The 16,168-nt window shown below is 69.3% G+C and carries 16 protein-coding genes and 3 pseudogenes; 10 read left to right on the forward strand and 9 right to left on the reverse strand.

What is annotated here, in order from left to right:
- Positions 1-150: 150 nt before the first annotated feature.
- The 3 genes from RM812_RS12585 to RM812_RS12595 all read left to right on the forward strand — a co-directional run bounded on the left by RM812_RS12585 (position 151) and on the right by RM812_RS12595 (position 2,226).
- A complete protein-coding gene (locus tag RM812_RS12585) occupies positions 151-1,242 on the forward strand; it encodes a protein kinase family protein (RefSeq protein ID WP_311572571.1) in 1,092 nt (363 codons plus the stop codon).
- 331 nt (positions 1,243-1,573) lie between these two features.
- The gene (locus tag RM812_RS12590; protein ID WP_311572572.1) at positions 1,574-1,921 is read left to right on the forward strand and encodes a hypothetical protein; all 348 of its coding nucleotides are present in this window, start codon (positions 1,574-1,576) and stop codon (positions 1,919-1,921) included.
- Positions 1,922-2,070: 149 nt separating this feature from the next.
- Entirely contained in the window at positions 2,071-2,226 is a 156-nt protein-coding gene (locus RM812_RS12595; RefSeq protein ID WP_311572573.1) for a hypothetical protein, read from the forward strand.
- A 105-nt stretch (positions 2,227-2,331) separates the two neighbouring features.
- Here the strand turns inward: RM812_RS12595 and RM812_RS12600 are convergent, their stop codons facing one another.
- The gene (locus RM812_RS12600) at positions 2,332-3,540 is read right to left on the reverse strand and encodes a S8 family peptidase (protein WP_311572574.1); all 1,209 of its coding nucleotides are present in this window, start codon (positions 3,538-3,540) and stop codon (positions 2,332-2,334) included.
- A gap of 484 nt (positions 3,541-4,024) precedes the next feature.
- Between RM812_RS12600 and RM812_RS12605 the strand changes: the two genes are divergently transcribed.
- On the forward strand, positions 4,025-4,405 hold the full coding sequence (locus RM812_RS12605) for a VOC family protein (protein ID WP_311572575.1): 381 nt from the start codon (positions 4,025-4,027) through the stop codon (positions 4,403-4,405).
- A gap of 382 nt (positions 4,406-4,787) precedes the next feature.
- Here the strand turns inward: RM812_RS12605 and RM812_RS12610 are convergent, their stop codons facing one another.
- On the reverse strand, positions 4,788-4,964 hold the full coding sequence (locus RM812_RS12610) for a hypothetical protein (RefSeq protein WP_311572576.1): 177 nt from the start codon (positions 4,962-4,964) through the stop codon (positions 4,788-4,790).
- Between the two features lie 271 nt (positions 4,965-5,235).
- Positions 5,236-5,508 (reverse strand): annotated as a pseudogene (locus RM812_RS12615) (helix-turn-helix domain-containing protein); the annotation flags it as partial.
- Between the two features lie 57 nt (positions 5,509-5,565).
- Here RM812_RS12615 and map point away from each other — a divergent pair.
- Entirely contained in the window at positions 5,566-6,357 is a 792-nt protein-coding gene (map, locus tag RM812_RS12620; protein WP_311572577.1) for a type I methionyl aminopeptidase, read from the forward strand.
- 99 nt (positions 6,358-6,456) lie between these two features.
- Here the strand turns inward: map and RM812_RS12625 are convergent.
- The 3 genes and pseudogenes from RM812_RS12625 to RM812_RS12635 form a co-directional block, all read right to left on the reverse strand.
- Positions 6,457-6,776 (reverse strand): annotated as a pseudogene (locus RM812_RS12625) (DeoR family transcriptional regulator); the annotation flags it as partial.
- 14 nt (positions 6,777-6,790) lie between these two features.
- Positions 6,791-7,309: pseudogene (locus RM812_RS12630) on the reverse strand (NUDIX domain-containing protein); the annotation flags it as partial.
- A 91-nt stretch (positions 7,310-7,400) separates the two neighbouring features.
- Entirely contained in the window at positions 7,401-7,838 is a 438-nt protein-coding gene (locus tag RM812_RS12635) for a DUF2690 domain-containing protein (protein ID WP_311572578.1), read from the reverse strand.
- Positions 7,839-8,106: 268 nt separating this feature from the next.
- Between RM812_RS12635 and RM812_RS12640 the strand changes: the two genes are divergently transcribed.
- Positions 8,107-8,958 carry a phosphotransferase enzyme family protein gene (locus tag RM812_RS12640; RefSeq protein WP_311572579.1) on the forward strand — a complete coding sequence of 284 codons (852 nt, stop codon included), beginning with the start codon at positions 8,107-8,109 and terminating at the stop codon, positions 8,956-8,958.
- Positions 8,959-9,042: 84 nt separating this feature from the next.
- Here RM812_RS12640 and RM812_RS12645 read toward each other — a convergent pair whose 3' ends face one another.
- From RM812_RS12645 to RM812_RS12655, 3 genes are read right to left on the reverse strand one after another with little or no spacing between them, the layout of a single operon-like run.
- Positions 9,043-9,669: a hypothetical protein gene (locus RM812_RS12645; protein WP_311572580.1), complete on the reverse strand. Its 627-nt coding sequence runs from the start codon at positions 9,667-9,669 to the stop codon at positions 9,043-9,045.
- Between the two features lie 4 nt (positions 9,670-9,673).
- Positions 9,674-10,321 (reverse strand): sigma-70 family RNA polymerase sigma factor, encoded by a 648-nt coding sequence (locus tag RM812_RS12650; RefSeq protein WP_311572581.1) that lies wholly within the window; start codon positions 10,319-10,321, stop codon positions 9,674-9,676.
- A complete protein-coding gene (locus tag RM812_RS12655; RefSeq protein ID WP_311572582.1) occupies positions 10,318-10,518 on the reverse strand; it encodes a hypothetical protein in 201 nt (66 codons plus the stop codon). The genes RM812_RS12650 and RM812_RS12655 overlap by 4 nt, the downstream gene beginning before the upstream one ends.
- 743 nt (positions 10,519-11,261) lie before the next feature.
- Between RM812_RS12655 and RM812_RS12660 the strand changes: the two genes are divergently transcribed.
- The 4 genes from RM812_RS12660 to RM812_RS12675 all read left to right on the forward strand — a co-directional run bounded on the left by RM812_RS12660 (position 11,262) and on the right by RM812_RS12675 (position 16,123).
- Positions 11,262-11,597, forward strand: a complete 336-nt coding sequence (locus RM812_RS12660) for a hypothetical protein (protein WP_311572583.1) — start codon at positions 11,262-11,264, stop codon at positions 11,595-11,597.
- A gap of 84 nt (positions 11,598-11,681) precedes the next feature.
- Positions 11,682-12,575, forward strand: a complete 894-nt coding sequence (locus tag RM812_RS12665; protein ID WP_311572584.1) for a terpene synthase family protein — start codon at positions 11,682-11,684, stop codon at positions 12,573-12,575.
- A gap of 199 nt (positions 12,576-12,774) precedes the next feature.
- Entirely contained in the window at positions 12,775-14,265 is a 1,491-nt protein-coding gene (locus RM812_RS12670) for a prenyltransferase/squalene oxidase repeat-containing protein (RefSeq protein WP_311572585.1), read from the forward strand.
- Positions 14,266-14,536: 271 nt separating this feature from the next.
- Positions 14,537-16,123: a wax ester/triacylglycerol synthase domain-containing protein gene (locus RM812_RS12675; protein ID WP_311572586.1), complete on the forward strand. Its 1,587-nt coding sequence runs from the start codon at positions 14,537-14,539 to the stop codon at positions 16,121-16,123.
- The last annotated feature ends 45 nt before the right edge of the window (positions 16,124-16,168 follow it).

The following is a 16,168-nucleotide window of genomic DNA, read 5'->3' on the forward strand; positions in this document are numbered from 1 at the left end:
CGCCGGCGGCTCGCCGACATCACTGACGGGGTGATGTTCCAGGTCCTCGCACGGCGAGCCGTCCGGATGCGCTGGTACTGCCCACTGTTGGTGCCGGTACCGAAGAATTGACGTCGGTACCCGGAGGAGGTCACAGTGAAGTGCCCTGACATGTCGCGTGAAGCACGCCTGACCGCCCGTAGGGCCGTCTCCACAACCCTGGCGTCACGCAGTGATGACGCCCTGTACGAGCTCTTGGACACGGCGGTGCCGATCGGAAGCGGCATCGGCGGGAAGTCGGCCCTGCTGGAGGTCGCCGGAACCCCGGTCTTCGTGAAGCGGGTGCCCCTCACCGACTTGGAGAGGCGACCTGAGCACGTCCGGTCCACGGCGAACCTGTTCGATCTGCCCGTCGTCTGTCACTACGGCGTCGGCATCATCGGCGGGCCGGGTTTCGGAGCCTGGCGCGAGCTCGCGGTGCACACCATGACGACGGACTGGGTGCTCACAGGGGAACACGAGGGCTTTCCCCTGATGTACCACTGGCGAGTGCTGCCGGACTCAACGCCGCTGCCCGAAGAACTGGCCGACGTCGAGCGGGCCGTCGCCTACTGGGACGGCGCCCCGCAGGTGCGCCGTCGGATTGAGGCTCTCCAGCAGTCCTCGGCGAGCGTCGCACTGTTCCTGGAGTACATTCCGCAGACCCTGCACCAGTGGCTGGCTTCCCAGGTCGCAGCAGGAGAGGAGACCACCAACCGAGCCTGCACCATGGTGGAGAGGGACCTGGCAGCCGGCACCTCGTTCATGAACAGCCGCGGACTCCTGCACTTCGACGGCCACTTCGAGAACATTCTCACCGACGGCCGGCGCCTCTACTTCGCGGACTACGGCCTCGCCGTCTCATCCGGCTTCCAGCTGTCGCGGGAGGAGATCGCGTTCTTCGACCGGCATCGGACCTACGATCGCTGTTACACCGCCACGTATCTGGTGAACTGGCTGGTGACCGCCCTGTTCGACTACGCGAAGGAGGACCGGGAGGGCCGTCACGCCCTGGTGCGGGCCTATGCAGGGGGCCGGCGCCCCACAGGAATCCCGGAGGCCGCCGCGTCGGCCCTCGTCCGGCACGCGCCGATCGCCGCAGTGATGTCCGACTTCAGCCGCACGTTCCAAGGCCAGAGCAGGCAGGCTCCTTACCCGCTGGCGCAGATCCTGCAGCTCAGCGGGATGTCGGGCTCCCCTGCGGGGACGGGGAAGTCCTACTGAAGTCCTGCGCGGCGATGGCCGGTTCCCAACCCGAGACCACACCCACGGTCGAGGAGATCACCGGCCTTCCGGCGCGCACGTTCGCGGAGTGGGCGAAGGACCATCGGGCGGACTTCTCGGCCTGAGCCGATTGGTCACCCCAAGGGTGGGGAGCCAGGAGTTCCGGGTCAGCGACGCCCAGGCGCTGTCGACTGGCACGGCTGGTCCGAATGAGTGATGGTGGTGGAGGTGCGCTTGTGCAGCTCGGTACGGCTGAACAGCCACGAAGCGGCGCGCATGCCAGGCGGCCTCGCAGTGACGAAGCCGCCGACAGCGAGAAGGAAGTCCCCCCATGCAATCGTTCGCAGGAACAGTAAGGGCCGGTCTGGCGGTCGTCGCAGTGCTGGGGGCCTCGGCCCTCACCGCGCTGTCCGCCGCCGACAACGCGAACGCGGCGCCTGGCGAGTACTGCGGGGCGGACCGTGTCCACGGACTCGCCGTGTTCGGCAGCGACAGCACGCCCTGCTCCACCGCTCTCCAGGTCGCCGATGCCTACGCACGCGGCTCGAGTGGCTCCCCCGTGACCGTCCACGTCGGCGGAACCGCTTGGCGCTGCCAGGAGCAGCAGGGCGACCCCAATCCTTTCGACAGGTGCGTAGCCACCGCGGACGCGAGCCAGTGGGTTGAACTCACGTCGTAGTCTCAGCACCCTTCGTTCCGTTCGGAGGTTTCCCCATGGGGTCTCTACGCCTGTTCGCGGGCCCGGCCGCGGCTGCCTTGGCCTTCGCTCTCCCCTCAGCGGCTCACGCCGCGCCGGACGACTGCGCCAAGGCTCAAGCGGTCGCCGCGATGGCTGAGAAGGATTACGAAGACACGGTGAAGTGGTACAAGGACCTCATCGCTCAAGGCGGGCACCCGGGCCTCGTCGGGGAGCAAGCTGTGGCCGACGCCAAGGCCGATCGCGACACGACGGCGTCCCAGGCACGGCGCATCTGCGGCGCGTGACCGGGACCGTACGGGTGACCGTACGGGTGACGGTGTGCCCCGGAGGCAGGCCGGCCGGCCTCCGGGGCACCGTGGTTCACGTCGATCGAGTCGCGGGCGCAGCCGTCACGGAACGAGCTTCAGCAGCCGATTCGGTGAGCCCGAGCCCGGACTGGTGACCTTGCCGGTCGTCGCGCCGTTCACCAGGGCCGAGGCGACCTGGGCCGGGGTGGCGGAGGTGTGGTTGGCCAGGTAGACCGCTGCCGCCCCGGCGACGTGCGGAGTGGCCATGGAGGTGCCGGAGATGGTGCTGGTCGCCGTGTCACTGGTGTTCCAGCCGGCCGTGATCGAGGACCCCGGTGCGAAGATGTCCAGCACGGACCCGTAGTTGGAGTAGCTCGCCTTGGCGTCCGTGCTGGTGGTGGCACCGACGGTGATGGCCTCGGTGACCCGGGCCGGGGAGAACGAGGAGGCGTTGGCGCTGCTGTTGCCCGCGGCGACCGCGTATGTCACGCCACTGGCGATGGAGTTGCGCACCGCCGTGTCCAGGCTGGCGGAGGCGCCGCCGCCGAGCGAGAGGTTGGCGACCGAGGGGCCGGAGTGGTTCCGGGTCACCCAGTCGATACCAGCGATGACTCCGGCCGTCGTACCGGATCCGTTGTTGTCCAGCACCCGGACCGCGACGATCTTGGCCTTCTTGGCCACGCCGTAGGTGGACCCGGCGATGGTGGTGGCCACATGGGTTCCGTGACCGTTGCCGTCGGATGCGGTGGTGTCGCCGTCGACGGCGTCGTATCCGTAGGTGGCACGACCGCTGATCTGCTGGTGCGTGATGCGGACGCCGGTGTCGATGACGTAGGCCGTCACACCGCCGCCCGCGCTGTCCGGGTAGGTGTAGGTGCCGGAGAGCGGAAGCGAGGACTGGTCGATGCGGTCCAGGCCCCAGGGCGCGTTGGACTGTGTCGTGTCGGCGAGGCGGACCCGCTGGTTCTGCTCGACGGAGGCCACTGCCGGATCGGCGGCCAGACGCTTGGCTTCCGCGGCGGAGAGGGTGGCCGTGTAGCCGTTCAACGCGCTGCCGAACGTCTGGTTGACGCGGCCGCCGTACTCCTTGACCAGGTGCTTGCCCAGGGACGAGGACGCTTTGAAGCCGGCGTCTTTCCTGAGCGTCACGATGTAGCTGTCCTGTACCGCTGTGGGCGAGCCGGCAGCGAGCACTGTGCCTTCGGCGGGAGCGGCCTGGGCGGGAATCGTGGTGAGCCCACCGGCGACGGAGACCGCCGCGACCGCGGCGATCGCGGCGAACCGTATTCTCTTGCGACGCAGTCGTGCCATTACGAGGGATTCCTCCTCTGGGCGGCGCGCCTGGGTGCGGCACGCATCTGTGGGGGCGGGTACACGCGATCGTGCACCCCGACCCGGGGCGTCGCGTTCCGCTCCGGGCTGCGCTCAAGCGTTGCCCACGGCTGCGTTGCACAACAAGGGAGGTGGCGAATCGTCAACAAACTAGCCATGCGCACGACACATGACGAGGTCGGAGAAAAACATTCGTGCCAGCGACCGGATGTGTCCCAACAGACCAGCCCCTGTCAGCGTCTGACGCCCGACCAGTTCCGGTCAGCACTCTGCCTTCCTTGCGCGGCTACGGTCGTCGCTCGGCGGTTCGGGGCGGCGAGGTGAGGCCCCCAAAACCCAATCGCTCCTGCTCGTCTCCTTCGGTACGGTCTTGAGCTTGTTCCCGCCGCGGGGGCCCATGCGCTCCGCGCGCGGCCACGCGCGGCCACGCCGGCAGTCCCCACGTTGAGAGCAGGTTTCATCCATGGCATGTCGCATCAGTGAGCTCGTACTCGGTTGCCGCGACCCCGAGGTGCTGGCGCGGTTCTGGTGCGAGGTCCTGGACTTCGTGGTGCTCGATCGCGAAGAGGACGGCACCCTCGAGATCGGGCCGCGCGAAGGGTTCGGCGGCCCGCAGCCGACGATCATCCTCAGCCGCAGGGACGAGCCGGAGCAGGGGAAGTCCCGGCTGCACATCGACGTCAACGCCACCGACCGCGATCAGGACGCCGAGCTCGAACGACTGCTGAAGCTCGGTGCGCGCCCGGCCGACATCGGCCAGACCGGCGAGGAGCAGTGGCACGTTCTCGCCGACCCCGAGGGCAACGAGTTCTGCCTGCTCAAGGCCCGCCTCAACCCGCTCTGACGACTCCGCGTCCCCGGTGCTGCGTGGATCTCCTCGGCCCGGGTGAGCACCGGGGACGCGACAGGTGGCGACTGCGTGACCGTGGCACGGTAGACGGAACCGCCTCACCGTCGACCGGCACCATGGTGGCCACCGGCAACGCCTGGTAGTGAATTGCCTGGACACCGCGGCTGGGCTTGGAACAGGTGGATCCCCAGCCGCTGACCACCGCCCGACGCGCCCGCGTCCTCTCCCAGACAGCTCTGGCCGCCCGCGTCCGCAAAGCCGCCGCCCGCCCAGCGTCCGGCGAGCGCCGCCTGGAAGGCGAGGGCAGTGTGGTCGTCCGCGCTTGTTGGTCGTCCTTGCGCACTGGGCGCGGAAGTGGGGTCGGCCGTCGAGGCCGTCAGGTGGGATGGCCGGGGAGTCCGTGCATGTTCACCACTCGTGTCCGGAAGACCGCTCGACCACTGCCGAGCTGCTCGACGAGGGCGCAGTACGAGTCGAGGTGGCCGCCGGGTTCCTGCGCTCGATTCACCGAGTCCGAACGCACCGTCGCGGGCATCAGCCGACGGCTGCTCACCCCTTGAACCTGCACACGCGACGGAAGCTGTAATAGCCGTACACGGCCCACAGCACAGGCCGTAGGCGGGTGAGGAGGAGCTCGGTGAGAGCTGCTTCCACGGGCCCGTCCCGGTGCGTCACCGCCAGGACGCTGAGGGCAAGAGCTCCCTCGCCACTGGGACTACTGGCACGCCTGCTGGCGTACACCCCTCTTTCCCTTCGGCGTGAAGGGCCTGATGAGCCTGCTCACCACACCGGGGCCGGCCCTCCCCCCGGCGACGCCCAGGCACTGCTCGTCTGGAGCGACGCGTTAAACCTTCTGGCTCGGCCCACACCGCATCGAGGGAGAGGCCGAGGACATCGGCGATCGCCGCGATGGCCGGGAAGGCAGGAGTGGCCACACGGCCCGACTCGATCTTCCGCAAGGTCTCCGCCGAGACACGGGCGTCGAGCGCTGTATCGAGCAGCGAGCGACCTCCCCCGGCCCGACGCCGGAGGGCACCCAGGCGCTGTCCGCGTGCGCCCTCTGCGGGAGTGAGCGGAAACCTGACCGCGACCCCGATTCTAATACCGGTATAGTTTGGCCGGTATAGTTATTGGCTACGTGAGAAGGGCGCCGCATGATCGAGATCCTGAACCCCAGCCTGATGGCCCGAGCGAAAGTCACAGGCGCCCTGGTCGCTGACATCCTGCAGACGCTGAAGAGCCGCAGCACGATCGGCACGAACCTACTGGACATCGACCGGTGGGCCAAGAGCATGATCGTCGAGGCGGGAGCGCTGTCCTGCTACGTCGACTACGAGCCCTCCTTCGGACGCGGCCCGTTCGGCCACTACATCTGCACGGCCGTCAACGACGCCGTGCTCCACGGACGGCCGTACGACTACACCCTTGCCGACGGCGATCTGCTGACACTCGACCTCGCCGTCTCCAAGGGCGGAGTCGCCGCAGACGCCGCCATCAGTTTCCTCGTGGGCGACGCCAAACCCCCGGAGAGCGTCGCGATGATCAGTGCAACCGAACGCGCGCTGGCCGCGGGGATCGCCGCGGCCGGGCCCGGGGCCCGCATCGGCGACATCTCCCATGCCATCGGCACGGTCCTCCGCAAGGCGGGGTATCCGATCAACACCGAGTTCGGAGGCCATGGCATCGGATCGACGATGCACCAGGACCCGCACGTCGCGAACACCGGACGTCCTGGCCGTGGATACAAACTGCGCCCCGGGCTGCTGCTGGCACTGGAGCCGTGGATCATGGCGGACACCGCGGAACTCGTCACTGATGCCGACGGGTGGACCCTCCGAAGTGCGACAGGCTGTCGGACAGCACACAGTGAGCACACGATCGCCATCACCGAGGACGGGGCCGAAATCCTCACCTTGCCGACAGGGTCTTCGGCCGCGACCGGATGAGCAGGTTGTCGCGCAGGGACGGCCGCTCATTCGCGAGGACGCCGCAGTACGGCGAGTCACGGCACGTGCCGTGGACGTCCCCATGTTCGCCCGTCACCTTCAGCCGGCTGCCAGAACGGCCACGCCGCGCGCCGTGAGTTGCCCGACGACTGTGCGTCGGGCGTCGGCGTCGGTGATCAGTGCGCTGATCTCCTCCCGGGGCAGGACGCGGAACCGTGAGGCCGCGCCGATCTTCTCGGACGCGGCGAGGACGTAGGTGTCCGCGGCCCGTGCGGCCAGGACGCGTGTCATCGCGGCCTCTCGGCGTCGCCGGTGGTCGGTCCAGCCTCCGGGTGGACGCCGGTGACGCCGAGCAGCCACAGGTCGGCGGAGACGTTCTGGGCGGCCTCGACCGCGGCGGCGGCGCAGGCGACCGCCGAGCGACCTGGACCGCCTCCAAGGCGGCCCATTGCCGGAGCATGATGGTTTGCCGTCGGCGATGCGTCCATCGCGGACCATGGCGAGGGCATCGGCGAAGGACACTTCGAGTACTTCCATGTCCTCGCCGTCCTCCTCCAGCCCGCCACCGTTCCCGGTGCGGTGGGACGGGGTATAGGGGGGCCGCGTAGAAGTGCAGCGCTCGGTGACCGAGCCAGGGCTCATGAAGGCGTCGAGGACATGGGTGAGCGCGCCAAGGGTGACACCGAGCTCCTCTGCGGCCTCGCGCCGGACGGCGGCGAGCGGTTCGTCGCCGTCGAGCAGCCCGGCCGCCGCCTCGACGAGCATGCCGTCCGGGTGGTCGTCGACGTAGGCCGGGTAGCGGAACTGACGCAGGACGACCGTGCCGTTGCCGCTGGTCGTACGTCTCGCGCTGCTGGGTGCACCAGCGTCCGTCTTGGCGTCGGTAGTCGAAGGTGGTGCGGCGCAGGACATGCCGGCCCTGCGGGGTGAGCTCCACATCACGCACCCTGACGCCCTGCAACCCCGCCGGGGGGGGCAACATTCGCAGCCGGTGAACTCGGCTGCACGGGCGCCGGCTTCGGCCTCCAGCGTGACGGCCGGCGTCAGTGCCAGCGAGTACAGCTCCAGCTCCCTCCCCGCCCGTCGTACTGCTCGACACAGGCTCGGTAGGCGTTGCTCGAACCGACCATCGCCGTGTACGCCTCATAGGATGACGAGGCGTTGCTCACGTACGACTTTCCGCCTCGAATCTGGATCTTGAATCGCCAGTTGCTGTTCGCCTTCTGGATCCGCGCCCATGCCGCGCTGCAGCGGGGCGAGTTGCGAAGCTGCACTTCCGGTCCCCCGCCCGCCGGCGTCACTCGGTCGATGACCTTGGCCCCGGAGCCGCAGCCTTCCCTCTGCGGGTTCTTCCCGGTGCAGGCATGGCCCTTGCACGCGGCAGGCGCGGCGGCTTCGGCGGACAGGGCGGGGGTGACGAGCAGCGCCGAAGCAAGCGCGGCAATACCGAGAGACGACAGAAGAGAACGACGAGTGGCCATGAGGGACTCCTTTGTCATGACAGGAAACATGCGCGTGAGACGGGGATCCGGCGCATTGGGTGCGATCTTGATAGCGAAACAGGTAGATCGGCCACAACCCCTGTCGCGCGTGGATCACTCCCCCGAGTGAGACCTGCCCAGGGATTTCATACGTCCGTGGCGGGATACCGTATGCGTCACCGCGGCTGCCCATCGACCACTTGCTATGGTGCGCGGGTTGCACCGCTTGGGGAGACGGCAGCGCTCAAGGGAGAGGGACCGGGCGACGATGCAGGCGTCAGAGGTACGGCGTGCGGTGGCCACGGCCATGTCGACCGCCTCGTCGCTTGGCCTGCCGGTCGACGACGCGATCGTTCTTCATGACTCGAACAAGCTCACTCTGCGTCTGCTGCCGTGTGACGTCCTGGCCCGGGTGGCACCGGTGGCGCATCAGGTCGCACAGTTCGAAATCGAGCTTGCCCAGCAGCTTGCCGACTCCGGGTGCCCTGTGGCTGCTCTCGAGCCTCGGGTGGAGCCACGCGTCCATGAGCGTGACGGCTTCGCGGTCACGTTCTGGACCTACTACGAACCCCTGACACCTCGCGAGATCTCGCCCGCCGACCACGCCGATGCGCTCCAGCGGCTGCATGTCGGTATGCGCGAGCTCGACGTCCCGACTCCGCACTTCACGGATCGCGTCGAGCAGGCTCAACGACTCGTGGCGAACCGCGACCGCACTCCGGCGCTCGCCGACGCGGACCGGGAGCTGCTCGGCGACACCTTACGAAGCCTGAGACGAGTGATCGGCGAGCGCAGCGGTGCCGAGCAGCTGCTGCACGGCGAACCACACCCGGGCAACCTGCTCACCACGAGGAACGGGCTGCTGTTCATAGACTTCGAGACGTGTTGCCGTGGGCCCGTCGAATTCGACCTCGCCCATGCGCCTGAAGAAGTCGGCGACCACTACCCGGATGTCGATCAGGACCTGCTGCGCGAGTGCCGGCTCCTCGTGCTGGCGATGATCACAACGTGGCGCTGGGATCGAGGCGACCAATTCCCCGACGGGCGCCGGCTGGGCACGGAGTGGCTCCGACAGATCCGAGCAGCACTCGATCACCACGGCGTGGATGCCCGTGACTGATCCAGGACCGGAGGAGGGACCGGAGCGGCCCGGGTGGTAACCGGGCCGCGCGGCCCTCACGGGTGGCCGGAATCCGGCGCGGCTTCAGCAGGCGTCGGTGAGTTCCTCGATCTGGTCGGCGAGGCGATGGTCGGGGTGGTGGAAGGGAGCGCCGGCCAGTTCTTCGACCTTGAGGCGTTCGACGGCTTCGCGCAGTGCCATGGCAGGGTGGTCCGGGCGGCGGGCGGGCCAGGGGGTCGTGGAGGCGAGGTGGATGTCGCTGTCGAGGTTCAGGGCCTGGTGGGCCCAGTGGTCGGCATCGCGCAGTTCGCCGCGCAGCAGGTGGTACAGGTGGAGGCAGTAGGCGGCGGTGGCGTTGCCGGCGCCCGCGGCGAACTGCCACCACCACAGGGCACTGTCGGGTTCGTGGGCGAGGTTGAGCAGGCAGCCGAAGTGCAGGGCGCCGTCGGCGTCGGAGGGGGCGTCGGCGATACGGGCGAGGTATCCGGCGGCGTCGGTGCTGTGGATGAGCTCGGTGGACAAGGCGGTCAGGGCCGCTTCGGCGCGGTCGAGGGCGGTGGGATAGTGCCCCTCGGGTGCGGGGCGGGCGCCGAACATCAGGGTGGCGGTGACGTCGCGGACGATCTCCTGCTTCAGTGCGTCGAGGTCGGCGTCGGTGACCGTGTCCGGGAGTGTGGCCTGGTCGAGGTAGTCGTCGAAGCTGCGCGGCACGGTCTTACTCCTTCTCCTCGTCGTCACCCAGGTCTATGCCAAGTTTGGTGGCGATTCGCTTACGGGCCAGGCGTCGGTGGGTCCGGGCGGTCGCCGGGTCGATGCCCATGATGCTGGCGGCCTGTTTGCAGGGGTAGCCCAGGACGTATTGCAGGATGATCACGTCGAACTGCCGTTCCGGCAGGGCGGCGATGGCCGTGTAGAGGCCGAGCGGGGACTCTATGGCCGCCAGCTGCGTGCGCATGTTCTCCAGCGTGGCGCGGACGGCGTCGTGTACGGCGGTCGTTCGCGCGGTGCCGGCCGGCGTGGTGCTGCGCCCGTCGGCAGCGGGGCCGACGGTCATGCGCAGGTGGAGTTCGACGCGCATCTTCAGCACGCGCCAGGCGTACGCCTCCGGTCCGCCGTCCTGCAGGAGGACCACCGCCCAGTTGAGCGCGAGGTGGTTGTAGAGACGGCGCACGACGCTCTGGGCGGCCTTCATGTCACCCAGCACGGTGGCTGCGTAACGCAGTTGCGGCCGGGCGTACATCCGGTAGAAGGCGTCCAGGTCGGACGGCATCTCGTAGTGGATGCCCTGCAAGGTGTTCAGTTCCTCCGAGGTGGTGGGGAGGGTGTGGCGCGCGTCGCGGTCCTCGGGGATGGCCATGGTCATGCCTCCTCGTCCCGGACGGGGGTGGTGACGAGTGCCTCGGTGGCCGCGGTGCGTGCCGGCTGTGTGCTCAGCAGCTCGGCGACGCCGACCCGGGCGCCGGCACGCAGCAGTCGGCGCAGTCCCGCGACGACGTCGGGGAGGAAGACGCGTACAGCGGTGATGGCCGCAAGCAGCGCGAGCAGATCGTTCACGGTCACGGGACCTGGTCCTCTCCTGCCAACACGGCGTCAACTCATCCTGGAGGCAGGGGAGATGACGCTGCGGAGGACACCGCTCTGGGTCCTCGGCTGCAGGATTTCGGATCGGAGGGGTCAAACGCGCATGCCCTTCTCGACCAATTTTGACTCAAGGTGATCACATTGACACGCACAGGAATAGACCACAGCGTTAAGTTACCGCTTAGACACCATGCGTGAGCTGGGGGAACGCACGTCCTGTGCCGTCCGGAAGAGGCCACCCCCCTCCGCCTGAACACCCGTCCAGACCATCGAACACGTGACGGGGATCACAGGGCTGGAACGTTTCACGAGCTGAGCAATGCTGAGCAATCCCGCCCCCTGCTTCACGCCTTCAGGTGAACTTCAGGAGCCGGAACCTTCATTCGCCCCGTCCCGGAGGTGTCGTAGGCGATTCTGGCGGCCCTCCGACGGAAGGTCTTCTCATGCGGCGTCGTACTGTGATCGCCACTGCTCTGGTACCCCTGTCCGCCATTGCCGTGTCCGCGGCTGTGGCTGTGGGACCTGTGCTGCCTGTCGCCGGACCGGTCACGTGGTGCTTGTCGACTGCGGCGGCTGAGCAGTTGGCGGCCGACGGAGTCACGGTGTCGGCCGCCGCTCCGGCCGTGCTCGACTCTTCGGGGCCGGCCCCGTGCGTGCGGTGGCCGATGGAGGGCGAGATCAGTCTCGACCTGACCGAAGGGACCTGGACTGCGGACGGGGGCATGACCTTCACCAGGGCCTCGGACGGGAGCAACCTGCGTTTCACCGGGTCGCACGGTGACTTGGCGGGGCGGACGATGTCGGTGGAGGCGGCTGTCGGAGACGAAGCGGCGGAGCCTGTCGATCTCGCCACATACGAGTTCGACATGACGAAGATCACGGTCACCATGCCGTCCTTGGACTCTCCCGGCTCGGTCGTGGCCGAACCGCTCGACACGATGCTGACCGAGGACGGCGCGGCGGTGTTCTCCCGGGCCTTCGGTGCGTCGCCGGTTCCCGCCGGGGACAGTCTGGCCACGGTCGCGGGCCGTGTCGACGTGGTCTCGGCGCTGGGCTGACCTCGGATGTGGGGGGAAACCGGCGTCGGCCCTGCCTGTCCCGGCCTCCCGGGTGATGGTCGGGCCGAGAAGGCCGGCGCCGCGGTGCTGGCGTGGGCCCGGGGCCTGGGACTGGTTGCCGACGCCTTCGAGGAGAAGCGTCTGGTGGCCATGCGGCTGGGTGCGTTCGCCTGCCTGACCGTGCCCCGGGCGAGCGCCGGAGATCTGGCACTGACGGCCCAGTGGGCTGCTTTCATCTGCCTGGTCGACGACCGGTTCGACCGCAGCCGGACCGAGGTCCGTCCAAAGGAGGTCGCGGCGCTGTTCGACCGGCTGCTGGACGTCGTCACCAGTGGCGCGGCCGGAACGGGCAGCGGGACCGAGCAGGCCCTGGACGACCTGTGGCGGCGTACGGCTCCGCGGATGTCCGCACGGTGGCGGGAGCGGTTCGTCGCCGACTACCGCGACTTCGCCCTGGCCACGTGTGAAGAGGCCGCCGGCCGCGCGGACGGCGTCCGGCTGGGGCTCAGCGACTATGTCGTGCGGCGTCGCAGGACCATTACGGCCCTGCCCATGGCAGACATCCTGGAGTGCACCGCCGGCGCACCCTGGCCCGGCCTCCCCGGCGGGGAAGACCTCGTGAGGTCCTTGCGGCAGGCCGCGGCTGACGTAGCCGGCTGGACCAATGACCTGGTCTCGGCCGAGGAGGACCTCCGGGAGGACCGCGACAACCTGGTGACCGTGCTCAGCCGCGCACGCGGCTGCCCCCTGTCCTCGGCGCACGAGCAGGTCACGCTCATGCGGAATGACCGGATCAGGGACTTCCACTCGCTTGCCGCCTCGTTGACCACGATGGCCGGCCCCGGAACCGGGCCGGACGCGGTACGGCGGTACGTGGCGGCCCTCGGGCAATTCGTGTCCGCAACGCTGCACTGGCTCGGTGTCACCGATCGCTTCGACGCCCGTTGGTCACGTGAGCGCCCCGGCGCGTGTCACTGATCCCGTCCGCCCTCTCCCCTCTACCGGCTCGCACGTCACTGTGCTTTCCGTGCCCTCAAGGACTGTGCCACCGATGCGACTTCCTGCCATTGAGCGGCTCCCCCCGGCCTGGCCGTCCTCGCGTTTCCCAGCAGCGCTGGCCGCCGGACACGGACGTCTTTCGGCGTACCTGCTGAACCGGGTGGGAGGGGACGGCGCCGTGCGCGACCCCTGCCGCAGCCGGGTCCTCGAATCCGCGCTCGCCCTGGCCCTGATGAGGCAGTGCGGATCCGGCCACCGCGACGAACGTGACCGCTTGGTGCGTTATCTGGAGCGTCACCGGGGCGGCGAAGGCCTGATGGACACGGCCGTCGCCGCTGTGGCCCTGGGCCGGAACACCGGGCGTCCGTCGTCTCGCCAGGCCCTTGAGGACGTCGTCAGCCGAGTACCGGACTTCACGGGGGGCCGCAAACGCGCCCTGGTCCACGCCGTCTTCGCCATGCTCGGCGCGGCTGTAGCCCAGGACGACGTCGATCCCCATACTTTCGACGCGGGCACGCTGCACCCCTGGGCCGGTGTGCAGTCCGTGGCCGTGAAGGCAATCCTGGGGCGGGTGGCAGGCGGAGCCCCGGCCGACCGGGACGATGTCACGCTGCTGGCGTCCACCCAACGCCCGGGAACGGTGTGGGAGGGAAACCTCTTCATCCATCTGTCAGTTCTGCACGCTTTGTTGGACGTGCCCGGCATGGAGGGCGCCGTCGACGCCGGCCTGCGCACCGCCCTCATGCACCAGCGGGAGGACGGCGGCCTGCCCTTCGTCACGGACACCGACACCTGGTGCACCGTCACCGCGGGCCTCGCCCTCTCCAGCGCCGGCGCACCGCGCGAGGTGCTGCACCGCATCGCCCGGCACCTCGTGCACGTCCAGCGCGCGAACGGCGGCTGGTCCTACACCGACCGGGCTCAGCTCTCCGACACGGACTGCACCACCGTCGCGATCGAATTCCTGCATCACCTGGACGCGGACGCCTACCGCGCCCCGATCCGGCACGCCCTGGAGGCCCTGGTCGCGGTCCGCGGCACCGACGGCGGATTCCCCACCTACGGATCAGGCACTCCCTCCGAGGCGTGCATGACCGCCGCCGCGATCAACGCGCTCAGCACCGAGGGCCACCACCGTCACCATCACCTCATCCAGGCTGCTCTGCGTTTTCTCGCCGACCGGCAGAACCCCGACGGGTCCTTTCCCCCCGGTTGGAGCAGCAGCCGCCTGCACACCGTCTTCAGGGCGTATCTCGCCGCCCGCCACCACCGGCAGTCCGCTCCGGCCGTCCGTGACATGAGCGGCCGGATCGCCGACCTGGTGCGGAACGCACAGAACGCGGACGGCGGCTTCGGACAGCACAACGGTGCTCCGAGCGATGCCATCAGCACCGCCTACGCCCTGATCGTCCTGGCCGGACAGCTCGACGCTGCTCCCGCCTCGCGCGCCACCGGCTACCTGCTCGGCCAACAGCGTCCCGACGGCAGCATCGTCTCCGTTCCCGACATGCTGGGCCCGCGTCCGTTCCCGTATCACGTCCCCTTGTTGACGGACGCGTTCGCCCTGCTCGCCCTCGGCCACCTCACCCCTCGCCTCCGGCCCTCACGCGTCGTCATGCCTGGCCGTCGGCACAGCAGTGCGCGGTCCGCCCAACGGACCGCCCCGTGAACCCGCTCCGTCCTCTGCCGGCTCCGGCAAGGCCGCCGCAGGAAACCGAGCGAGCCGCCACCCGGGACCACCTCGGCGAAGTCCGCCCCCGCCCGGGTCTCCTTCGCCCCACGCTGCGGGCGCCGCCCGCCGGTCCCCCGGCTCACACCGGCCCGAACCGTACCCGCACCACTCACCGGCCACCACAGCGGAGAACACCGTGCCCATGCGCCTTCGTCCCAGTCCCAGTCCCGGTCCCGGTCCCGGTCCCATGGACCTGACCTTGCACACCATGGCCCAGACCCATCCCTCGGTCTCCCAGACCATCGGAGTGATCCTCCACCTGGAAGGCGCCGCTCCCACCCTCGGGGAACTCCGCAGTCATGTCGCCTCCCACCTGGAGCACGAGCCGCGCCTGACCCACTACCTGCACGGTCCCGGACTCCAAGCCCGCTGGCACCACGACCCGGCCCCCGACCTGGACCACCGCGTCCGTGCACAACATCTGCCATCAGGTGACCAGCGGCTCGAGACGGCCCTGACCGACCTCGTCGCGCGGCCCTTGCCCGACACGGGCCCCCTGTGGGACATCTGGCTGCTGGCCGGATACGCCCCTGGCCGCTATTGCATCTGTCTGCGAGCGCACCACAGCACCCAGGACGGCATGGGCCTGATCGGCACCTTGACCACTCTGTTCGGCACCGCACCCGCGTCCACCACGCAGCCCGCGCCCACCGTGCAGCCCGCCCCCCGGGCGGGCGCCGGAGCCTACCTGGGCACCGTGCGCAACATGCTCTCCGCATGCGCCACCCACCATGTCTGGAACGACACCGCGCTACCCCTCACCGGCCACCGTGACATCGGCTGGGCGCAGGTGCCCACGCAACGGTTGCGGAATGCCGCCACCGCCCGGGGCGGCGACACGAACGACGGCTTCCTGGCCGCCCTCGGCGGAGCCCTGCGCACGTGGACATCACAATCCTGGCGCCGGGGCGCCGACAGGCCGTTGCCGGCCATCACGATGGTCAACCTGCGCCGCGCCGAGGAACTCGAACGGCCCGGGAACTACTTCACCTTCGCGCCCGCGCCCCTCCCCTGCCACGAGCCGACAGCCGCAGGCCGCCTCGACCACGTCATCGCCGTCAGCCGCACCACGAAGGACCCGAGCCACCACAAGGCCATGCGCTCCGTGATGGACCTCGTTCCCGCACGGGCCTTCCAGGCTCTGGCGGCCCGGATGACCACACCCGGCCGGTCCGCCATCACCACCTCCTACCTAGCCGTCCACCGGCCCCTTCGCTACGGACAAGACCCCGTCACCAGTCTCCAGCCCTTCAGCTGGCTCCCACGGCACCAGCCGGCGACGATCGTGGCCTGCAGCTACAACGGGATCACCAGCGTCAACTTCGTCACCGACGCCGCGCTCCCCGGACTGCGCCGGCTGCCGAGTCTGTTCCACGAGGCGGTCGACGGACTCCCGCAGCCTCACGACGACCCGCAGGTGCCGGGCCTGCCTCCCCGCACCGGCTCGGCGCTCGCGCCACCCGCCGCCGACCGCGACACCACAGGCGTCATCGATTTCGCGCTCATCAAAGACATTCTGGTCCAGCAGGGACATCTGCCGGCCACGCCGATCACTCCCGGGGCCACGCAGGCGCAAGCCGGCATCGACTCCCTGGCCGTTGCCCTGCTGTCCATGACTCTCGAGGACCGCATGGGCATCGTGATCCCCGAACACGAGCTCGCGGAGGCGCCCACCGTTGCCGACCTGGTCAGCCTGGTGGCCGGACGGGCAGCGGCACCGTCCGACCCGGAGGACCCGGCAGAGCGGGGTCCCCACTCGCGGACGGACCGCGTGCCCGGGGTGCCTGAGGTGTAGTCAGTCCGGACCCCGACGGCACGGCCTCCGCCGACGGTTACGCGA

Origin of the sequence: Streptomyces lancefieldiae (assembly GCF_031845825.1) — a bacterium.
Lineage (GTDB): Bacteria > Actinomycetota > Actinomycetes > Streptomycetales > Streptomycetaceae > Streptomyces > Streptomyces lancefieldiae.